Consider the following 16,458-nt stretch of genomic DNA (forward strand, 5'->3'; position numbering starts at 1 on the left):
GCAGAAGCGGAGTTTTATATGTACGCGGTTTTCCAAAGTGGTGGTAAACAACACCGAGTAAGCGAAGGTCAGACCGTTCGCCTGGAAAAGCTGGACATCGCAACCGGTGAAACCATTGAGTTTGACCAGGTTCTGATGATTGCCAATGGCGAAGACGTGAAAATCGGCGCGCCACTGGTTTCAGGCGGTATGATCAAGGCGGAAGTTGTTGCTCATGGTCGTGGCGAGAAAATTAAGATCGTTAAGTTTCGTCGTCGTAAACACTACCGTAAGCAGCAAGGCCACCGTCAGTGGTTCACTGATGTGAAAATCACTGGCATCACTGCCTAAGAGGAGATCTGACAAATGGCACATAAAAAGGCTGGTGGTTCGACTCGAAATGGTCGTGACTCCAACGCAAAACGTCTGGGTGTAAAACGTTTTGGTGGTGAATCCGTTCTGGCGGGTAGCATCATCGTTCGTCAGCGTGGCACCAAATTCCACGCCGGTAACAACGTAGGTTGTGGTCGTGACCACACCCTGTTTGCTACCGCAGACGGCAAAGTAAAATTCGAAATCAAAGGTCCGAACAACCGTAAATACATCAGCATCGTTGCTGAGTAAGGTTGTCGTGACGCAGACGTTTAACGTCTGAACGCACGAATTAAAGGCCCCGCAACTGCTGCGGGGCTTTTTACATTCTGCGCTCGGTTGCCGTAAAGGCAACGCATCACAAAAGATTGCTGTACACTTTATGTACGCACTGGCGAAAGCCAATCCTGATTTATCCGCCGCTGGTCAGCGCAGAAGACCCTGGCGGACCCGTTTGCAGAGTGCTGCAGACGATTGTGTGACGGAGATAGAAAATGAAGTTTGTTGATGAAGCGACAATTTTGGTCGTCGCCGGCGATGGCGGTAATGGTTGCGTCAGCTTCCGCCGCGAAAAATATATCCCGAAAGGCGGCCCGGACGGGGGTGATGGTGGTGACGGCGGTGACGTTTACCTGATCGCTGACGAAAACCTTAATACCCTGATCGATTATCGTTTCGAAAAGTCTTTCCGCGCCGAGCGTGGGCAGAACGGCCAGAGCCGTGACTGTACCGGCAAACGTGGCAAAGATATCGTGGTGAAAGTGCCGGTCGGCACCCGGGTCATCGACCAGGGTACCGGTGAGACCTTAGGCGACATGACGCGCCATGGCCAGAAACTGATGGTCGGCAAAGGCGGCTGGCATGGCCTGGGCAATACCCGCTTCAAATCGTCGGTTAACCGCAGTCCGCGTCAGAAAACCATGGGTACGCCCGGTGAAAAACGCGATCTGCAGCTGGAGCTGATGCTGCTGGCCGACGTCGGGATGCTGGGCTTGCCAAATGCCGGTAAATCGACCTTTATCCGTGCCGTCTCGGCAGCCAAACCGAAAGTGGCGGACTATCCGTTTACCACTCTGGTCCCGAGCCTTGGCGTGGTCCGTATGGACAGCGAACAGAGCTTTGTGGTGGCCGATATTCCTGGCCTGATCGAAGGCGCAGCCGAAGGCGCGGGTCTGGGTATTCGCTTCCTGAAACACCTTGAGCGTTGCCGCGTGCTGTTGCACCTGATCGACATCGATCCTATCGATGAAAGCGATCCGATTGAAAACGCGCGCATCATTCTCGGCGAGCTGGAAAAATACAGCGATAAGCTGTTCAACAAGCCGCGCTGGCTGGTGTTCAATAAAATTGACCTGCTGAGCGAAGAAGAAGCGCAGTCACGCGCCAAAGCGATCGCTGACGCGCTGGGCTGGGAAGGGAAGTATTACCTGATCTCGGCAGCCAGCCGTACCGGTGTCAACGAACTCTGCTGGGACGTGATGAGCTTCATCAACGCCAACCCGAAAGAAGCCGAGCTCGAAGAGAAACAGCCGGAGAAAGTGGAGTTCATGTGGGATGATTACCACAAAGAAGCCATTGAAAACGCGGTTGAAGTGGAAGATGAAGAGTGGGATGAAGAGTGGGATGATGAAGACGACGAAGGCGTCGAAATTATCTATCAGCGCTAACGCTCTGCGCGCATCACCGAATCGCGGCTGATGCGCGATGCTCCCTTTTCGCCCTGAAAGGGGAGCATCACACCGGCGTTAGCTCATTACCGCCACGCCCAGCCGGGCACTGCAACACAGCTGATCGCGACCGTTACGAATCTCAATCTGCCAGCTCTGGCTGCGCTTGCCCAGATGCAGCGGACGACAAATGCCGCGTACCAACCCGCTTGATACCGCACGATGATGGCTGGCATTCACTTCCACGCCCACCACGCTGCTGCCTTCCTCAACGGCCAGATAGCCCGCAATCGATCCCATCGACTCCGCCAGTACCACAGATGCGCCACCGTGCAGCAGGCCAAAAGGCTGATGCGTTCGGGCATCGACCGGCATGGTCGCTTCCAGATAATCCTCGCCGATTACGGTAAAAATGATCCCCAGATGTGCCACCAGCGAGTTCTCCCCCAGCGCATTCAGGGCATCAAGATCGATAGATCGTTTCCAGATCGTTGACATGATCAGGCTCCCAGGGTTGCGCCGCCATCCACCACGATATCCTGTAAGGTGACGTGGCTGGCAAGATCGGAGGCGAGGAACAGCACGTTAGCGGCAATTTCCTGCGGCTGTGCGATCTTTCCTAGCGGGATACCGAGTTTGAACTGATCCGGGAAGCCCGCGATCATCTCCTGCTCACCGGTCGGCGTATGCCACAGGCTGCGCTGCATATCGGTATCGGTTGAACCGGGCGAGACGATATTGCAGCGAACGCCATACGGTGCCATCTCCAGACCCACCGTCAAACAGAGGCTGCGCAGGGCGGCTTTTGAGGCGCCATAGGCGGACATGCCAATACGCGGCGCGTGCGCTGAGTTGGAGGCGATAGTGACAATTGCGCCCGCCCGCTGCTGCCGGAACACCGGCAGGGTTTGCTGAAACAGGTTGAACGCGCCACCGGCATTGACGTTAAGGCAGGCCTGCCAGTCGGTAAACGACAGCTCATCGGTCGCGCCAATCCGCAGAATACCGGCCGCGTTCACCAGCACATCAATACGCGGCTGCGTCGCCAGCAGTCGCTGGCAGAGCGTCTTCACCTGGTCAGGATCGGACACGTCCAGCGTATGGCAGGGAAACGGATAGTCGTGGCCGTGAAAACGCTGATCGAAAGCTTCAACCTGCGCACCTGCCTGATGAAACGCCAGCGCGGTATGATAGCCAATTCCCTGGCCGGCACCGGTTATCCAGACAATTTTTCCGCTGAAGTCGAACGAATGGCTCATTGCGCAGGCTCCCGTGACAGCAATGCCCACCAGCCATCAATGCTCGGATTTTTGGCCAGGCTGACAAAGTCGATGTCGCCGTGCACCTGTCGCCAGCGCGCCGCCAGCGCCATCACCCGCACCGAATCCAGACCGTAATCGATCAGGTTTTCATCATCTTCCGGCACGTCGTCATCTTCCAGCAGCGGCAGAATCAGCGCACGCAGATCGTCTTTGCTCAGCGGCAGCGGCATCAGGTCGGCGGTCATCACTACTTTGCCACTGCGGCCAGCGGTGTAGGTCAGCGCCATCATATGCTCGTCGCGGCTGAAATCCGCCAGTGCATCCGCCACCATAAACGGCTGGATGTTGCGCATAAACGCGTCGGTGGCGGTGGTCAGGCAACCGATATGGGCATAGACGCCGGTGATGATCAGCTGATCGCGGCCCATCTCCTGCAGGATCGACTCAAGCGGCGAGCGATGGAAGGCGCTGTAGCGCCATTTGGTCAGCACATGATCGTCGGCATCCGGTGCCAGCGCGTCCACGATCTTCTGCTGATCGGGATGCTTATTCAGGCCCGGGCCCCACATGTCGTTGAGCAACGCACGATCTTCATCGCTCTGCGCATTCGGCTGCGCGGTATAGAACACCGGAATCCCCTGCGCTTTGCAGTAGCAGCGCAGGCGGGCAATGTTGTCGACTACCTGCTCCACCAGCGGGCTATTCTCGCCCCAGAAGTTGAGGAAATAACGCTGCATATCGTGGATCAGCAGTGCCGCACGGCCCGACTCCAGCGCCCATTTTACCTTGTTGGTCGGCAACTCAGTGGCGGCTGGCAGCGGATAAGAGGTCAGTTTTGGAATAGCCATAGAAAAATCTCCGGACAGATCAGGCTTGCGCTTGTTGATCGGCAAGTTGTTGGCGCAAACGTTTTTTATCCACCTTGCCGACAGGGGTCAGCGGCAGGGCATCTACGCAGGTAATACGGTCGGGGAGTTTGAATTCCGCTACCCCGAGTTCACGCAGGTGACGACGTAGCGCCACCGGTTTCACCGGCTGACGGGCCACGATAAAGGCACAGCTCTTCTCACCCATCAGCTCATCGTTCATCGACACCAGTGCTGCGTGGATCACATCAGGATGGCGTTGCAGCAGGTTCTCGATCTCTTCCGCCGCGATCTTTTCGCCCCCGCGGTTGATCTGATCTTTCTCACGCCCCTGAACAATGATGTTGCCCTGCGGGGTGATCTCAATCAGATCGCCAGAGCAGTAAAAGCCCTGTGAATCGAAGCTGGCGGCATTATGTTCCGGGCTGTTGTAGTAGCCGCGGAAGGTATAAGGTCCGCGCGTCATCAGACGGCCAATGGCGCCGGTCGGCAGCGGATTGCCTTGTTCATCGGCCACCCACACTTCATCATCCGGCGAGATCGGGCGGCCCTGCGTGGTCAGAATGGTGGTTTCATCATCATCGAGCCGGGTGTAGTTCACCAGACCTTCAGCCATGCCGAACACCTGCTGCAGTTTGCAGCCTATCTCTGACTGAATGCGCGCCGCCAGGGTTTCGCCCAGCTTCGCGCCACCGACCTGAATGCGTTGCAGCGAAGCCAGTGCGGCATTGCTGCCCCATTCCTGAATCGCCTGCAGCCACAGACTGACGGCTGGCGGGACCAGACCGGTATCGGTTACCTGATGCTTTTCAATCAGCGGGAAGCAGAGCGTAGCGCTGGGATCGGCCGCCAGAATAACCTGTCCGCCCGCGTAGAAGACCCCCAGCGCGCCCGGTGAGCTCATCGGAAAATTATGCGCAGCGGGCAGGGCGATCAGATAACGGGTGTCGGCGGTCACTCCACAGATAACATCACTTTCGCGGATGCTGTAATAGTAGTCGTTATGGGTGCGCGGGATCAGTTTCGGCGTGCCGGTGCTGCCGCCTGAAAGCTGGAAAAAGGCCACTTCATCACCGGCGGTCGGCGTAGCGACGAAATCGCCCGCCGTTTCCGCCAGCAGCGCCTCAAGGCTGTTTTCAGCCTGACCGTCACCGCGCAGGATCACCTGCTGCAGCGAGTCATGATCGCGGCACAGCTGGCTGATAAAACCGTCATCGGCAAACAGCGTATGGCTGCGATCGGCAATCAGCAGGCGGGGCGCAATCTGGCTGGCGTAAGCCGTCAGCTCAGTACGCTGATGGCTGAACAGCGCATTAACCGGCGCGACGCCAATTTTAAACAGCGCAAACAGCGTCAGGTAAAATTCGGCCACGTTGCCGAGCTGCACCAGCGCGGTATCACCCGGTTTGAGGCCACGACGCTGCAACGCCGCCGCCAGGTTGTCACTTAAGCGGGCCAGCTGACGATAGCTGAACTGCCGATCGCCATCAATCACCGCCACGCTGTCGCTCTGTTGGTGGCGTTCGAGGATATCGGTCATCGGCAAATCCAGCCAGTAGCCTTTTTCGCGGTAACGCGCGGCCAGATCGTCAGGCCAGCGGCTGTAGGAAATGGTCATACAGGTTCCTTTATTGCAGTCCAAAAGCGCGAAGCATGGTGTCAAGTTTGACGCCAGTTTCACGCCATTCTGATTCTGGTTGTGAGTCAGCAACGATACCCGCGCCAGCAAACAGCCGCACGCGTGGCCCATTGACCGTGCCGCAGCGAATCGTCACAACCCATTCGCCATTGCCCTGGTCATCGCACCAGCCGACGATGCCGCCAAACAGCTGACGCTCAAACGGTTCGAGTTGCTGTATCAGCTGCTGGGCGCGCTGATGCGGGAAGCCGCTCAGTGCCGGCGTCGGATGCAGCAGGCAGGCCAGCGACAGTGCATTTTCGCGTGGGTCGAGCACTTCACCCTCAATCAGAGTGGCGAGATGCCATAAGGTTGCGGTGGTGATCAGCGACGGCACCTCCGGCACCGACAGCGTCCGGCTGCGCGGTTGCAGCGTGTGGCGCATCGCATCGGTCACCAGCTTATGTTCATGGCGATCTTTATCCGAGCGCATCAGGCTCTGGCCTGCGGCCTGGTCACGGATCGGATCGGCATCACGGCGGGCCGATCCGGCCAGCGGACAGGAGCTGAAATCCCGACCCTGTTTGCGGATCATTAATTCCGGGCTGGCCCCGACCAGCGAACCCCCTTCCGGCAGCGGCAGATGAAAGTGATAGCTGTTAGGGTTCTGCGCCACGATGCGCTGCATCAGCGCCGCGGTATCCACTGGCTGTTCAGCGGTGATATCCATCAGTCGCGACAGCACCACTTTATCCAGATCGCCACGCTGCGTTGCGGCTACCGCCTGCGCCACCATATCGGTGAAAATGTCATGATCCGGCACCGCCGTACGGCGACGCACCTGCGGCAAGGCAGAGTCGGGCGGTGAGGTGACCGCATGCAGATCGGCGCGGTTAAAGGTCTGATACGATTCGGGGATAAACAGCGCCGATGGCTGATTGACGTCAAACGGGATCGCGCCGACCAGAATAGGGTGGGTAATACCCTGTTTTCTGGCTGAGGCGAAATGGTGCTGCAATTGTTGCTGAAAATCCCCTGTCAGCACATCACCCGCAGTTACCGGGGTGGTCAGCGTGGTGAAGCAGCCCTGCGTGGTCAGGCTTTTCCAGGGAGAAGTAAACAGGAAGCCGCGGCACAACGCGGAGAAATCCTGCAACAAGGGATGTTCAAACGTCAACGATTCCACCATAATTTTCACCTATAAATGATAAGATAATTAATAATGATTATCATTTGTATTGTGGCCCAGTAACCTACGTTGATTAGCCGGAAGTGTCAATAAATACGCGGTGTTTCGGCTGCGTTTTCCTGCTAAATCAGCACAAACAGCAGGGCAAATAGCCAGTATAAAAGTGGACTGAAATTTATGACTAAACGTGGTGTAAAGGCGGCGATAGCGCTGTTTTTCTTCTGTATCAGTTTCGCGGCGACGGCACAGAACGGCTGGCCGCGCACGGTGGCGGGCGCAAAAGGCAGTGTGACGTTATCCCAGGCGCCGACCCGCATTGTCTCGACCAGCGTCACCCTGACCGGTTCGCTTCTGGCGATAGATGCGCCGGTGATCGCCAGCGGCGCAACGGCACCCAACAGCCGGCTGGCCGATGGGCAGGGTTTCTTCCGTCAGTGGGGTGAGGTGGCAAAACAGCGCGGCGTAAAACGCCTTTATATTGGCGAGCCGAGTGCCGAAGCGATTGCGGCGGAAGCGCCGGACCTGATTGTGGTCAGTGCCACCGGCAATGACTCAGCGATCAAACTGGTCGATCAGCTGTCCGCCATCGCGCCGGTGCTGGTGATCAACTACGACGATAAAAGCTGGCAGCAGCTGGTAACGCTGCTGGGTGAAGCAACCGGCCATGAAGCACAAGCCGCTGCCCGGGTAAGCGCATTCGATGCACGTGAAAAAGCGCTCCGCTCAGCGCTGACGCTGCCGCCGCAGCCGGTCTCCGCCATGGTCTGGAACGGCGACGGTCGCGCAGTTAATCTGTGGACTGAGGCATCCGCGCAGGGCAAATTGCTGCAGCAGCTGGGGTTCACCCTGGCTACACCACCTGCCGACATGCAGCACGGTCACAGCATGGGGCAGCGTAAAGACATTATTCAGTTGTCAGGGGAAAATCTGGCTGCCGGGCTGAATGGCCACTCGTATCTGCTGTTTGCCGCCGAGCCGCAAACAGCAGAGCAGGTGATGAAGAATCCTTTCCTGGCCCAGACGCCCGCGGTGCGTAGCAAAGCGGTCTATGCGCTGGGGCTGGATACCTTCCGTCTGGATTACTACAGCGCCACCAATCTGCTGAACCGGCTGGAGGCGCTGTTCGCTAAATCATGATGCTGTTTCTGCCTGCCCATGTGCAGGCGGTTGATAACGGCGCAAACGCGCCATCAGCAGCCACATCACAACGCCCAGCACGGTGGCGGCCAGACCCAGCAGGCCTGCCGCCTGCTGCGGCAGCAATAGTGACCCCATCGCCCCGATCATCGCCGCGCCAAGCGCATCACCGGTAACATTCTGCGCCGTCCACAGGCTGTTGATCCGCCCAAGCAGCGCATCCGGCGTTAGCGTCTGGATCAGGGCATATTGCACCAGGCTGTTGATAGCACTGAAATAACCAAACGCGGCGAGGCAGACCAGACTCAGGCTGAACCACGGCATCAGGCTGAACAGGCCCAGCGCCACAAAGGCGGCAATGGCACTGGCCAGGATCAATCGACCCGGCTGCGACGACTGTGCCAGCCGGCCGCTGGTTAAGGCACCGACCGCCGCCCCGAGTGGCACGGCGGCATACATCAGCCCCAGTTGCTCCAGCCCGACCTGCCAGTGCGGAGCCAGCGCCGGGTAGAGTACCCGCACCGCACTGGCTAAGGTCACCAGCGCGCCAACCAGCGCGGCCATGCCGACGATCGGGCTGGCGAACAGAAACCCGATCCCGGCGGATAACGCGGTCAGCGGATGTTCACGCGGTTGTGGTGGCGGGGCAAGCGTTGGCAGTCGCAGCAGGGTGAGCACCGTCAGTAAGGTGCCGATCGCCGCCAGACCGTAGTTCCAGACCACGCCAGCATGGGCGATCACCAGTCCGGCAATCGCCGGCGACAGGATCGCACCAAAGCGGACCGTCAGCATGGTGATAGCGCCCGCTTTCATGATATTTTCGCGCCCCACTAGCGCCGGGGTGGCGGCCAGTAGCGCGGTGACGCCAATCGCGCCAAAAAAGCCATCCCACAGGCCCAGCACAAACACCGCGATCACCGAGGGTGCGGGCAGCAGGGCATTGATGCACAACGCGACAAAACCGAGGCCGCAGGTGGAACGGGCAAACAAAATCAGGCGTCGGCGTTCGTAGCGATCGGCCAGTACGCCGCCGGTCAGCAGGCCGATAAACATGCCGGCACCGGCCAGCGTGACCGCCAGTCCGACCAGCAGCGGGGATTGTGTCAGCTGTTGAATCTGTACCGGTACCGCGACCGCCAGCATGCCAAGCGCGACGATTGAGATAAATCGGGCGATAAACACGGCGCGGAAGGCGGGATGGGTTTTCAGCAGGCTGAGATCGATAAAGTGGGAGGGTTTGTTCATAACGTCGCTTTTTTGCACCCATTTTCCTCATCATTGAGTTTACGAGTCATGGTAACATACAAAAAACGCGTAAGAACGATAACAAGTATCATTATCATAAAGGTATCCACCGCGATGCCATTGAATTCGTGAAGGTTTAAATGTTATGCGTCAATTCCATGTAATAGCAGGTTCAGGGATGCTGCTGTTGCTGCTCCTCGCGCTCAGTCTGATGCTGGGTGCCAAATCCATTGCCTTTCATGATGTCACTCAGGCGCTGCTGACCGACTGCTCCAGCGCTGACTGCATCATTGTGCGTGACGCCCGATTGCCACGCACCCTGGCCGGGCTGCTGGCGGGCGTTGGCCTCGGCGTGGCGGGCGCGCTGATGCAAAGCCTGACGCGCAATCCGCTGGCCGATCCCGGTATTCTGGGCATCAATGCCGGGGCCGGCTTCGCGGTGGTGCTGGGCATTGCGCTGTTCGGTGCCGATTCACCGGCCGACTGGCTGGGCTTTGCCTTTAGCGGGGCGCTGCTGGCGTCGTTGCTGGTGGCGCTGACCGGCGCTATCGGTGGTGGAAGGGTTAATCCGGTGCGTCTGACGCTGGCCGGGGTGGCGCTGGGCGCGGTGTTAGAGGGCTTAACCTCTGGCTTATCGCTGCTCAACCCTGACATCTATGATCATCTGCGTTTCTGGCACAGCGGTTCGCTGGATATCCGTAATTTCACCATGCTGCGCACGACCTTTCCTGCCGTGGCGATCGGTTGCCTGCTGGCGCTGCTGCTGGCACGCTCGCTCAACAGTCTCAGCATGGGCGGTGATATGGCAACCGCGCTCGGTACCCGCGTTGCCCGCACCCAGCTTATTGGGCTGCTGGCGATTGCCCTGCTGAGCGGGGCCGCCACCGCCGCGGTGGGGCCGATTGCCTTTGTCGGATTAATGACGCCGCACCTGGCACGCTGGCTGTTCGGTAACGATCATCGCTGGATGCTGCCTGGCACCATTCTCATTACGCCCTGTCTGCTGCTGGCGGCTGATATTCTCGGCCGCGTGCTGGTACCGGGCGAGCTGCGCGTATCGATTGTGACCGCAATCCTCGGCGCGCCAATGCTGATTGTGCTGGTGCGCCGTAAGGCTGGCAGAGGTGCAGTATGAAGCGTGTAACCTTCAACGGCGTCTGGCTGCTGCTGGCGTGTCTGGCGCTGGCTTTTCTCGGCGTGACGCGCGGCACCTTGCCGATCACGGCTGCGCAGCTGTGGCAGGTGATTAACGGCGAGGCGGCGCGCAATATTCAGCTGATTGTGGTGGAGTGGCGTCTGCCGCGGGTGATGATGGCGCTGCTGATCGGGGCGGCGCTCGGCGTGAGCGGCGCTATCTTTCAATCGCTGCTGCGAAATCCGCTCGGTAGCCCGGACATTCTGGGCTTCAACACCGGCGCCTACAGCGGTGTGCTGGTGGCGCTGGTGCTGTTCCAGCAGAACATGGAAGGCATGACGCTGGCGGCGCTGATCGGCGGATTGCTGACGGCGGGTGTGGTCTGGCTGTTTAGCTGGCGCAACGGCGTCGAGACTTTTCGGCTGATCATTGTCGGCATCAGCGTGCGGGCGCTGCTGATGGCGCTTAACAGCTGGCTTATCATCAGCGCCTCACTCGAGGCAGCACTGAGCGCTGGCCTGTGGAGCGCCGGCTCGCTGAACGGCATCAGCTGGGCGAAAACCACGCCGGTAATCAGCGTGCTACTGCTGGCGCTGCTGGCAACCGCACTGCTGGCGCGGCGGATGCGGCTGCTGGAGATGGGCGATGATACCGCCTGCGCGCTTGGCGTAGCGGTTGAGCGCAGCCGCATCCTGCTGATGCTGACCGGGGTGATCCTGACGGCGGCCTCGACTGCGCTGGTCGGGCCGATCTCATTTATTGCGCTGCTGGCACCGCAGATCGCCCGTCGACTGTGCGGCGGAATCAAAGGCGCATTACCGCTGGCGGCATTATGTGGCGCGCTGCTGTTAACCGCCGCTGACTACGCCGCGCAGCACTTTTTCCTGCCCTATCAACTGCCGGTTGGCGTGATTACCGTAAGCCTGGGCGGACTTTATCTGATTGCTCTACTGGTGCGGGAGGCGCGACGCCAATGACAGTAACAACACGTTTGCAGGGCAACGCGCTGACGCTCGGTTATGACAAAAAAATCGTGGCGGAGAATCTCTCAGTGGCGATCCCTGACGGTGAGCTGACGGTGATCATTGGCCCCAACGCCTGTGGTAAATCGACGCTGCTGCGTACCCTGAGCCGGCTGGCCCGGCCGTTACAGGGCGAGGTGCTGCTGGATGGCAATGCGATTGCCCACTACTCCACCAAAGAGGTGGCGCGTCGGCTCGGGCTGTTGCCGCAAAGCTCCAATGCACCCGCCGGCATCAGCGTCAGTGAGCTGGTGGCGCGCGGACGTTATCCTCACCAGCCGCTGTTTGGTCGCTGGCGGCTGGAAGATGAAGTGGCGGTGCAGCAGGCGATGCTGGCGACCGGCGTGGCCGATCTGGCACAGCAGCAGGTCGATACCTTGTCCGGCGGTCAGCGGCAGCGGGTCTGGATTGCGATGGTGCTGGCGCAGCAAACGCCACTGCTGTTGCTCGATGAACCGACGACCTGGCTGGATATCGCGCATCAGATTGAACTGCTGGAGTTAATGCAGGATCTGAATCGGCAGCATGGCCGTACGCTGGTGGTGGTGCTGCACGACCTCAATCAGGCATGCCGCTACGCCAGCCATTTGATTGCCATGCGGGACGGTAAGATTATTGCGCAAGGTAAACCGGCCGACATCGTGACGCCGGCGCTGATTGAAACCATTTACGGCCTGCGCTGCATGATTGTTGACGATCCGGTGGCCCACACCCCGATGATTGTGCCGCTGGGGCGTGCAGCCAGCTGATTCGGCCTTCCCCTGCGGGAAGGCGCGAGTCGGTCGGGGATTAAAACGCCGCCAGCAGTTGCTGCAGGCGTGGCCCAATCTGTTCAAACATCCGCGGCGAAATGATCTCGACGTGGGCGCAATCCAGCGGCCATATGTCCAGTTCGGCAACGTAAGATGACCAGGCGCGACTGGCATCCTGACCGGGTTGCTGCGTCTGTTCCGCCAGGAACAGGGTCGCCCGGCCGTTGAAGCGCGCGCTGCGGGCCGTGGCCAGCAGTCGCACTGAGCTGGCGTAGTTGGCTTCGATGGTGGTAAACAGCGCCTCCATCCCTTCTCCCGCCTGCTGGCGCTGCGCCGCAATAAACTGCTCGCGCTCCCGGTTAACCTCTTCCAGTACCGCCGGATCCAGTACGTTTTCCCCGCGCTTCTCATCCCAGTTCTGCGTCTCTGGTGGCCAGGTATCCAGCAGGCCGAGGAAGGCAACGGTTTCACCTGCGGCTTCCAGCCGCGCCGCAATACCCTGCGCCAGCGTCCCGCCCAGCGAATAGCCGAGGAAATAGTAAGGACCGTGCGGCTGCTGCTGGCGTATCGTCGCCAGGTGCGCCTCACACACCGCATCGAGATGCGATGCCTGATTGAGTGGGCTGGTGAGATCCGGTGACTGAATGCCAAGCAGCGACCAGCGTGCATCGAGATAGCGTTGCAGTACGCTGAACTGCCAGGCAAAACCTGAAGCCGGATGGAAGCAGAACAGCGTCGGCCCGCTGCCGCGCCGCAGCGGCAACACCGCTTCAAAGCCGGCACGGCTGGCCTCAGCCGATTCACTGCTCAGCAAGGCTGCCAGTTTTTCCACCGTGGAAGCGACCATAATCTGGCCGACCGACACCGGCTGATTGAGGCGGCGGCGCAGCTGTGCCGCCAGCCGCATCGCCAGTAACGAGTGGCCGCCGAGGGCGAAGAAATCATCCTGAGCGCTGATCGACTCCCGCTCCAGCAGCGTGGCGAACGCCTGTGCCAGGGTGGTTTCCAGTCCCGGATGCGGGTCCCGGCCCGCTTCCGCTGTCTGCGTCTGCGGCAGCGGCAACGCTTTACGATCCAGCTTGCCGTTGCTGCTGACCGGTAACGCCGCCAGCTGCACGATAGCGACCGGTACCATGTGCGCAGGCAGTTGAGTCGCCAGCGCCTGACGCATCGCCACGGCATCAATCGGCTGATCCGCCACCACATAGCCCACCAGCTGGCGCGCATCTCCCTGCTGAGGGTCTGCGCCACCCAGCACCAGTGCATGCGTCACCGCCTGCTCCACGCCGGGCAGGGCAGCCAGGGCGTGGTCGATCTCATTCAGTTCAATCCGCTGTCCGCGAATTTTAAGCTGATCGTCGCTGCGGCCGAGATATTCGACTGCGCCATTGGCCAGCCAGCGCGCAACATCGCCGGTACGGTACATCCGGCTGCCGTCGCCATAGGGATCAGCGACAAAACGACTGGCGGTCAGGTCAGGGCGATCAAGATAGCCATGCGCCAGCTGTACGCCGGTCAGATAGAGATCGCCAGCCACGCCAGGCGGCACCGGTTGCAGACGGGCATCCAGAATCCGTAAGCCGGTGTTCCAGACCGGGAAGCCAATTGGCACGCTGGCACCTTCGACCGCCGCCAGTTCCTCACCCGAGGCCGGGTAATAGCTGACGTCGACCGCTGCTTCGGTCGGACCATAGAGATTGTGCAGCGCGACATGGGTCAGATTTTGCCACTGGCGTGACAGCTCAGCCGGTAACGCTTCGCCGCTGCAGAACACCTGGCGCAGGGTAGCGCAACGCGCCACGGCGTCCGCATCCTGCAGCGTGGCGACAAAGGCCGCCAGCATCGACGGCACAAAATGGGTCGTGGTAACGCGATGGCGGGCAAACAGCTGTTGCAACGCCTCCGGATCGCGATGGGCATCCGGCGGGGCCATCACCAGCTGTGCGCCGACCATCAGCGGCCAGAATAACTCCCAGACGGACACGTCGAAGCTGCTCGGGGTTTTCTGCAATACCACATCACTGCTGCCGAGCGGATAGTGATCCTGCATCCACAGCAGGCGGTTAACGATCGCCTGATGGCTGACCAGCACCCCTTTCGGCCGACCGGTTGAGCCGGAGGTATAGATTATGTAAGCGCCATCCTGCGGGCGTGGCTGCTGGCTGATCTCTGACGTGTTCGGGGTTAACAGTGCGTCATAAAACAGCGGGGTGACCGGCGTAAGGGCGGCCAGTCGTCCGGCCAGCTGATGACAGGTGACCAGCGTTTTCGGCGCGGCATCTTCCAGCATCATCTGCAGACGATCGTCAGGATAGCCGGTATCGAGCGGCAGGTAAGTGGCACCCGCGCTAACGATAGCCTGCAGCGCCAGCGACAGGAACACCGATCGCGGCAGGGCGACGGCGACGATATCGCCCGGCTTCACACCCTGTGCAATCAGCTGCTGCGCCAGCGCCGCCACCTGCTGCTGCATCTGTTGATAAGTAAGCTGATGGGCCTCATCCGCCAGCGCCGGGGCCTGCGGAGTACGCTGCGCCTGGCTTAACAGCAGGCTGCTCAGCGTCTCTGCCGGTAGCGGCATTGCCGTCTGGTTAAGGGTGGCTAACTGCTGATGTTCAGCCGGCGTCAGCATATCCAGCTCGCCACACGGGCGATCGGGATCGGCGGCCAGCTGCGACAGCAGCAGATCAACGCGGCTGGCGTGTTGTCTGAGGGTTACTTCGCTGTAACGCTGCGCGTTCGCCAGCAGTTCCAGCGTCAGGTCACCCTGTTCGCTGAGGTAGATGGCAATCTCCAGATCGCGTACCGGGCCGGAGGCGAGCTGATGCGTCACGCCTTTAATGCCGGCAAAATCGAGCTGGTAATCAAACATCTTGAGGTTGATCACCGGTCCGTAGAGCGGATCGCTGTCGCCGGAACGGCCCAGATCACGCTGTACCTGCTCGGCATCGTAGCGCTGATGTCGACGCATTTTTTTTATTTCGCCCGCCAGTCGCGCCGCCAGCGCGCCGAGCGGCTGGGCCGGATCGTTGTGCACCGCCATCGGCAGCACATTGATCACCGGACCGGTGGCACACAGCGCGGCTGAACCGATGCGGCGCATAAAGATAAAACCGGCGGCAAAGTCGTTTTGTCCGCTGAGACGTGCCAGCCACAGCGAGACCAGCGCAATCGCGGTGTCAGCCGCGCTGAGCTGCAGCTGTTGGGTATGCGCCAGCAGGGCCTGAAAGTTATTGCTGTCCAGCGCAAAGCGATGGCGCAGCAGATCGGTACTGGCACTCTGGCCCGCCAGCGGCTGGTCGGAGAGCGACGCAGGCGCGGGAAGCTGCGCGCCTTTTTCGCGCCAGAACTGCGCATCACGCTGCCAGCCAGCAGATTGCTGGTAGCGCTGGTACTCTTCGACCACCTCGCTGAACGGCGTAAAGGGCGTCGGCTCGGGCGTTTCATCACGCTGCCAGGCGCTATAAAGATTGGCAATACGGCGGGTCAGGGCGGTAAAGCTGAAGCCATCGACCACCAGATGATGATAACGCTGATACCAGTACCAGTGCTCATCACCCAGCCGCAACAGGCTGTGGTGGTACAGCGGCGCGCCGCTTATCACCCGCAGGTCACCAGACATATCCTGCTGCATCAGCGCACGAGCCGCGGCGACCGGATCGGTTGAATTGCGCAGGTCAATCACCTGCGGCGTAGCAAAGCGCTGCGGTGCAGACCACTGCTGTGGTTCACCGTCCTGCTCGCCAAACGCCATATTCAGCGTATCCGCTTCCTGCATGCCGGCAACGATTGCTTTGGCCAGCAGCGTGCTGTTGAGCGCGCCGCGCAGTTCGACAAAATGCGCCACCGCGTAAGCATTAGCGTGCGGGGATAACTGGTCTGCGATCCAGATGCCGGGCTGAGCGGCAACCAGCGGCAACGTTTTCTGTTCAGTCAGGTTCGGGTTCATGATGATCTCAGACATCGTCGCTCCGGCTGGTGCTAGCGCTGGCGGTGACCGGACGAATATCGTGCCAGTTTTCATTCAGCCAGCTGAGGCAGATCGCCTGTGGCTGGGGACCAAATACCGGCTGCCAGCCAGACGGAATCGCCCGGAAGGCGGGCCATAAACTGTACTGTTGCTGGTTATTGATCAGTACATGACAATCCTGCTGCGGATCGTCGAACGGATTAAGATGTTGCATATTGGTCTCCTGCCCGTGATATCCAGGCGA

General features: G+C 60.0%; 15 protein-coding genes. 7 read left to right on the forward strand and 8 right to left on the reverse strand.

Translation table 11 applies throughout. From position 1 onward, the window contains the following. Window positions 1–18: 18 nt before the first annotated feature. The 3 genes from rplU to cgtA all read left to right on the forward strand — a co-directional run bounded on the left by rplU (window position 19) and on the right by cgtA (window position 2,018). Window positions 19–330 carry a 50S ribosomal protein L21 gene (gene rplU, locus FHW04_RS06685; RefSeq protein ID WP_031375435.1) on the forward strand — a complete coding sequence of 104 codons (312 nt, stop codon included), beginning with the start codon at window positions 19–21 and terminating at the stop codon, window positions 328–330. A gap of 15 nt (window positions 331–345) precedes the next feature. Next, window positions 346–603 carry a 50S ribosomal protein L27 gene (rpmA, locus tag FHW04_RS06690; RefSeq protein ID WP_031375434.1) on the forward strand — a complete coding sequence of 86 codons (258 nt, stop codon included), beginning with the start codon at window positions 346–348 and terminating at the stop codon, window positions 601–603. A 242-nt stretch (window positions 604–845) separates the two neighbouring features. Next, window positions 846–2,018, forward strand: a complete 1,173-nt coding sequence (gene cgtA, locus FHW04_RS06695; protein ID WP_089561300.1) for an Obg family GTPase CgtA — start codon at window positions 846–848, stop codon at window positions 2,016–2,018. 78 nt (window positions 2,019–2,096) lie between these two features. Here the strand turns inward: cgtA and FHW04_RS06700 are convergent, their stop codons facing one another. The 5 genes from FHW04_RS06700 to FHW04_RS06720 are packed head-to-tail and all read right to left on the reverse strand — an operon-like array spanning window position 2,097 to window position 6,953. Further along, window positions 2,097–2,516, reverse strand: coding sequence for a hotdog fold thioesterase (locus FHW04_RS06700; protein WP_046289155.1), 420 nt, complete (start codon window positions 2,514–2,516; stop codon window positions 2,097–2,099). 2 nt (window positions 2,517–2,518) lie between these two features. After that, window positions 2,519–3,277, reverse strand: coding sequence for a 2,3-dihydro-2,3-dihydroxybenzoate dehydrogenase (gene dhbA, locus FHW04_RS06705; RefSeq protein ID WP_031375432.1), 759 nt, complete (start codon window positions 3,275–3,277; stop codon window positions 2,519–2,521). Next, entirely contained in the window at window positions 3,274–4,128 is an 855-nt protein-coding gene (locus tag FHW04_RS06710; protein ID WP_089561301.1) for an isochorismatase family protein, read from the reverse strand. The genes dhbA and FHW04_RS06710 overlap by 4 nt, the downstream gene beginning before the upstream one ends. Before the next feature lie 19 nt (window positions 4,129–4,147). Continuing rightward, entirely contained in the window at window positions 4,148–5,764 is a 1,617-nt protein-coding gene (locus FHW04_RS06715; protein ID WP_089561302.1) for a (2,3-dihydroxybenzoyl)adenylate synthase, read from the reverse strand. 10 nt (window positions 5,765–5,774) lie between these two features. After that, window positions 5,775–6,953, reverse strand: a complete 1,179-nt coding sequence (locus tag FHW04_RS06720) for an isochorismate synthase (protein WP_031375429.1) — start codon at window positions 6,951–6,953, stop codon at window positions 5,775–5,777. Window positions 6,954–7,130: 177 nt separating this feature from the next. On the opposite strand from FHW04_RS06720, the gene fepB reads away from it, so the two are divergent. Continuing rightward, a complete protein-coding gene (gene fepB / locus FHW04_RS06725; protein WP_069728790.1) occupies window positions 7,131–8,090 on the forward strand; it encodes a Fe2+-enterobactin ABC transporter substrate-binding protein in 960 nt (319 codons plus the stop codon). Here the strand turns inward: fepB and entS are convergent. Continuing rightward, on the reverse strand, window positions 8,085–9,335 hold the full coding sequence (gene entS, locus FHW04_RS06730; RefSeq protein ID WP_031375427.1) for an enterobactin transporter EntS: 1,251 nt from the start codon (window positions 9,333–9,335) through the stop codon (window positions 8,085–8,087). The two genes, fepB and entS, sit on opposite strands and share 6 nt — an antisense overlap. A 145-nt stretch (window positions 9,336–9,480) precedes the next feature. Here entS and fepD point away from each other — a divergent pair, with 145 nt between their 5' ends. From fepD to FHW04_RS06745, 3 genes are read left to right on the forward strand one after another with little or no spacing between them, the layout of a single operon-like run. Then, a complete protein-coding gene (gene fepD, locus FHW04_RS06735) occupies window positions 9,481–10,470 on the forward strand; it encodes a Fe(3+)-siderophore ABC transporter permease (protein ID WP_082097600.1) in 990 nt (329 codons plus the stop codon). Further along, the gene (gene fepG / locus FHW04_RS06740; protein ID WP_031375425.1) at window positions 10,467–11,447 is read left to right on the forward strand and encodes an iron-enterobactin ABC transporter permease; all 981 of its coding nucleotides are present in this window, start codon (window positions 10,467–10,469) and stop codon (window positions 11,445–11,447) included. Before fepD ends, fepG begins: the two co-directional genes overlap by 4 nt. Then, the gene (locus FHW04_RS06745) at window positions 11,444–12,241 is read left to right on the forward strand and encodes an ATP-binding cassette domain-containing protein (RefSeq protein WP_089561303.1); all 798 of its coding nucleotides are present in this window, start codon (window positions 11,444–11,446) and stop codon (window positions 12,239–12,241) included. The genes fepG and FHW04_RS06745 overlap by 4 nt, the downstream gene beginning before the upstream one ends. Before the next feature lie 40 nt (window positions 12,242–12,281). Here FHW04_RS06745 and FHW04_RS06750 read toward each other — a convergent pair whose 3' ends face one another. Together FHW04_RS06750 and FHW04_RS06755 are read right to left on the reverse strand one after the other, a co-directional pair. Next, on the reverse strand, window positions 12,282–16,208 hold the full coding sequence (locus tag FHW04_RS06750) for an enterobactin synthase subunit F (protein ID WP_094106248.1): 3,927 nt from the start codon (window positions 16,206–16,208) through the stop codon (window positions 12,282–12,284). Further along, window positions 16,201–16,428, reverse strand: coding sequence for an MbtH family protein (locus FHW04_RS06755; protein ID WP_031375422.1), 228 nt, complete (start codon window positions 16,426–16,428; stop codon window positions 16,201–16,203). Before FHW04_RS06755 ends, FHW04_RS06750 begins: the two co-directional genes overlap by 8 nt. Window positions 16,429–16,458: the final 30 nt, after the last annotated feature.

This window comes from Pantoea sp. AN62, assembly GCF_050432985.1.
Taxonomy (GTDB): domain Bacteria; phylum Pseudomonadota; class Gammaproteobacteria; order Enterobacterales; family Enterobacteriaceae; genus Pantoea; species Pantoea brenneri.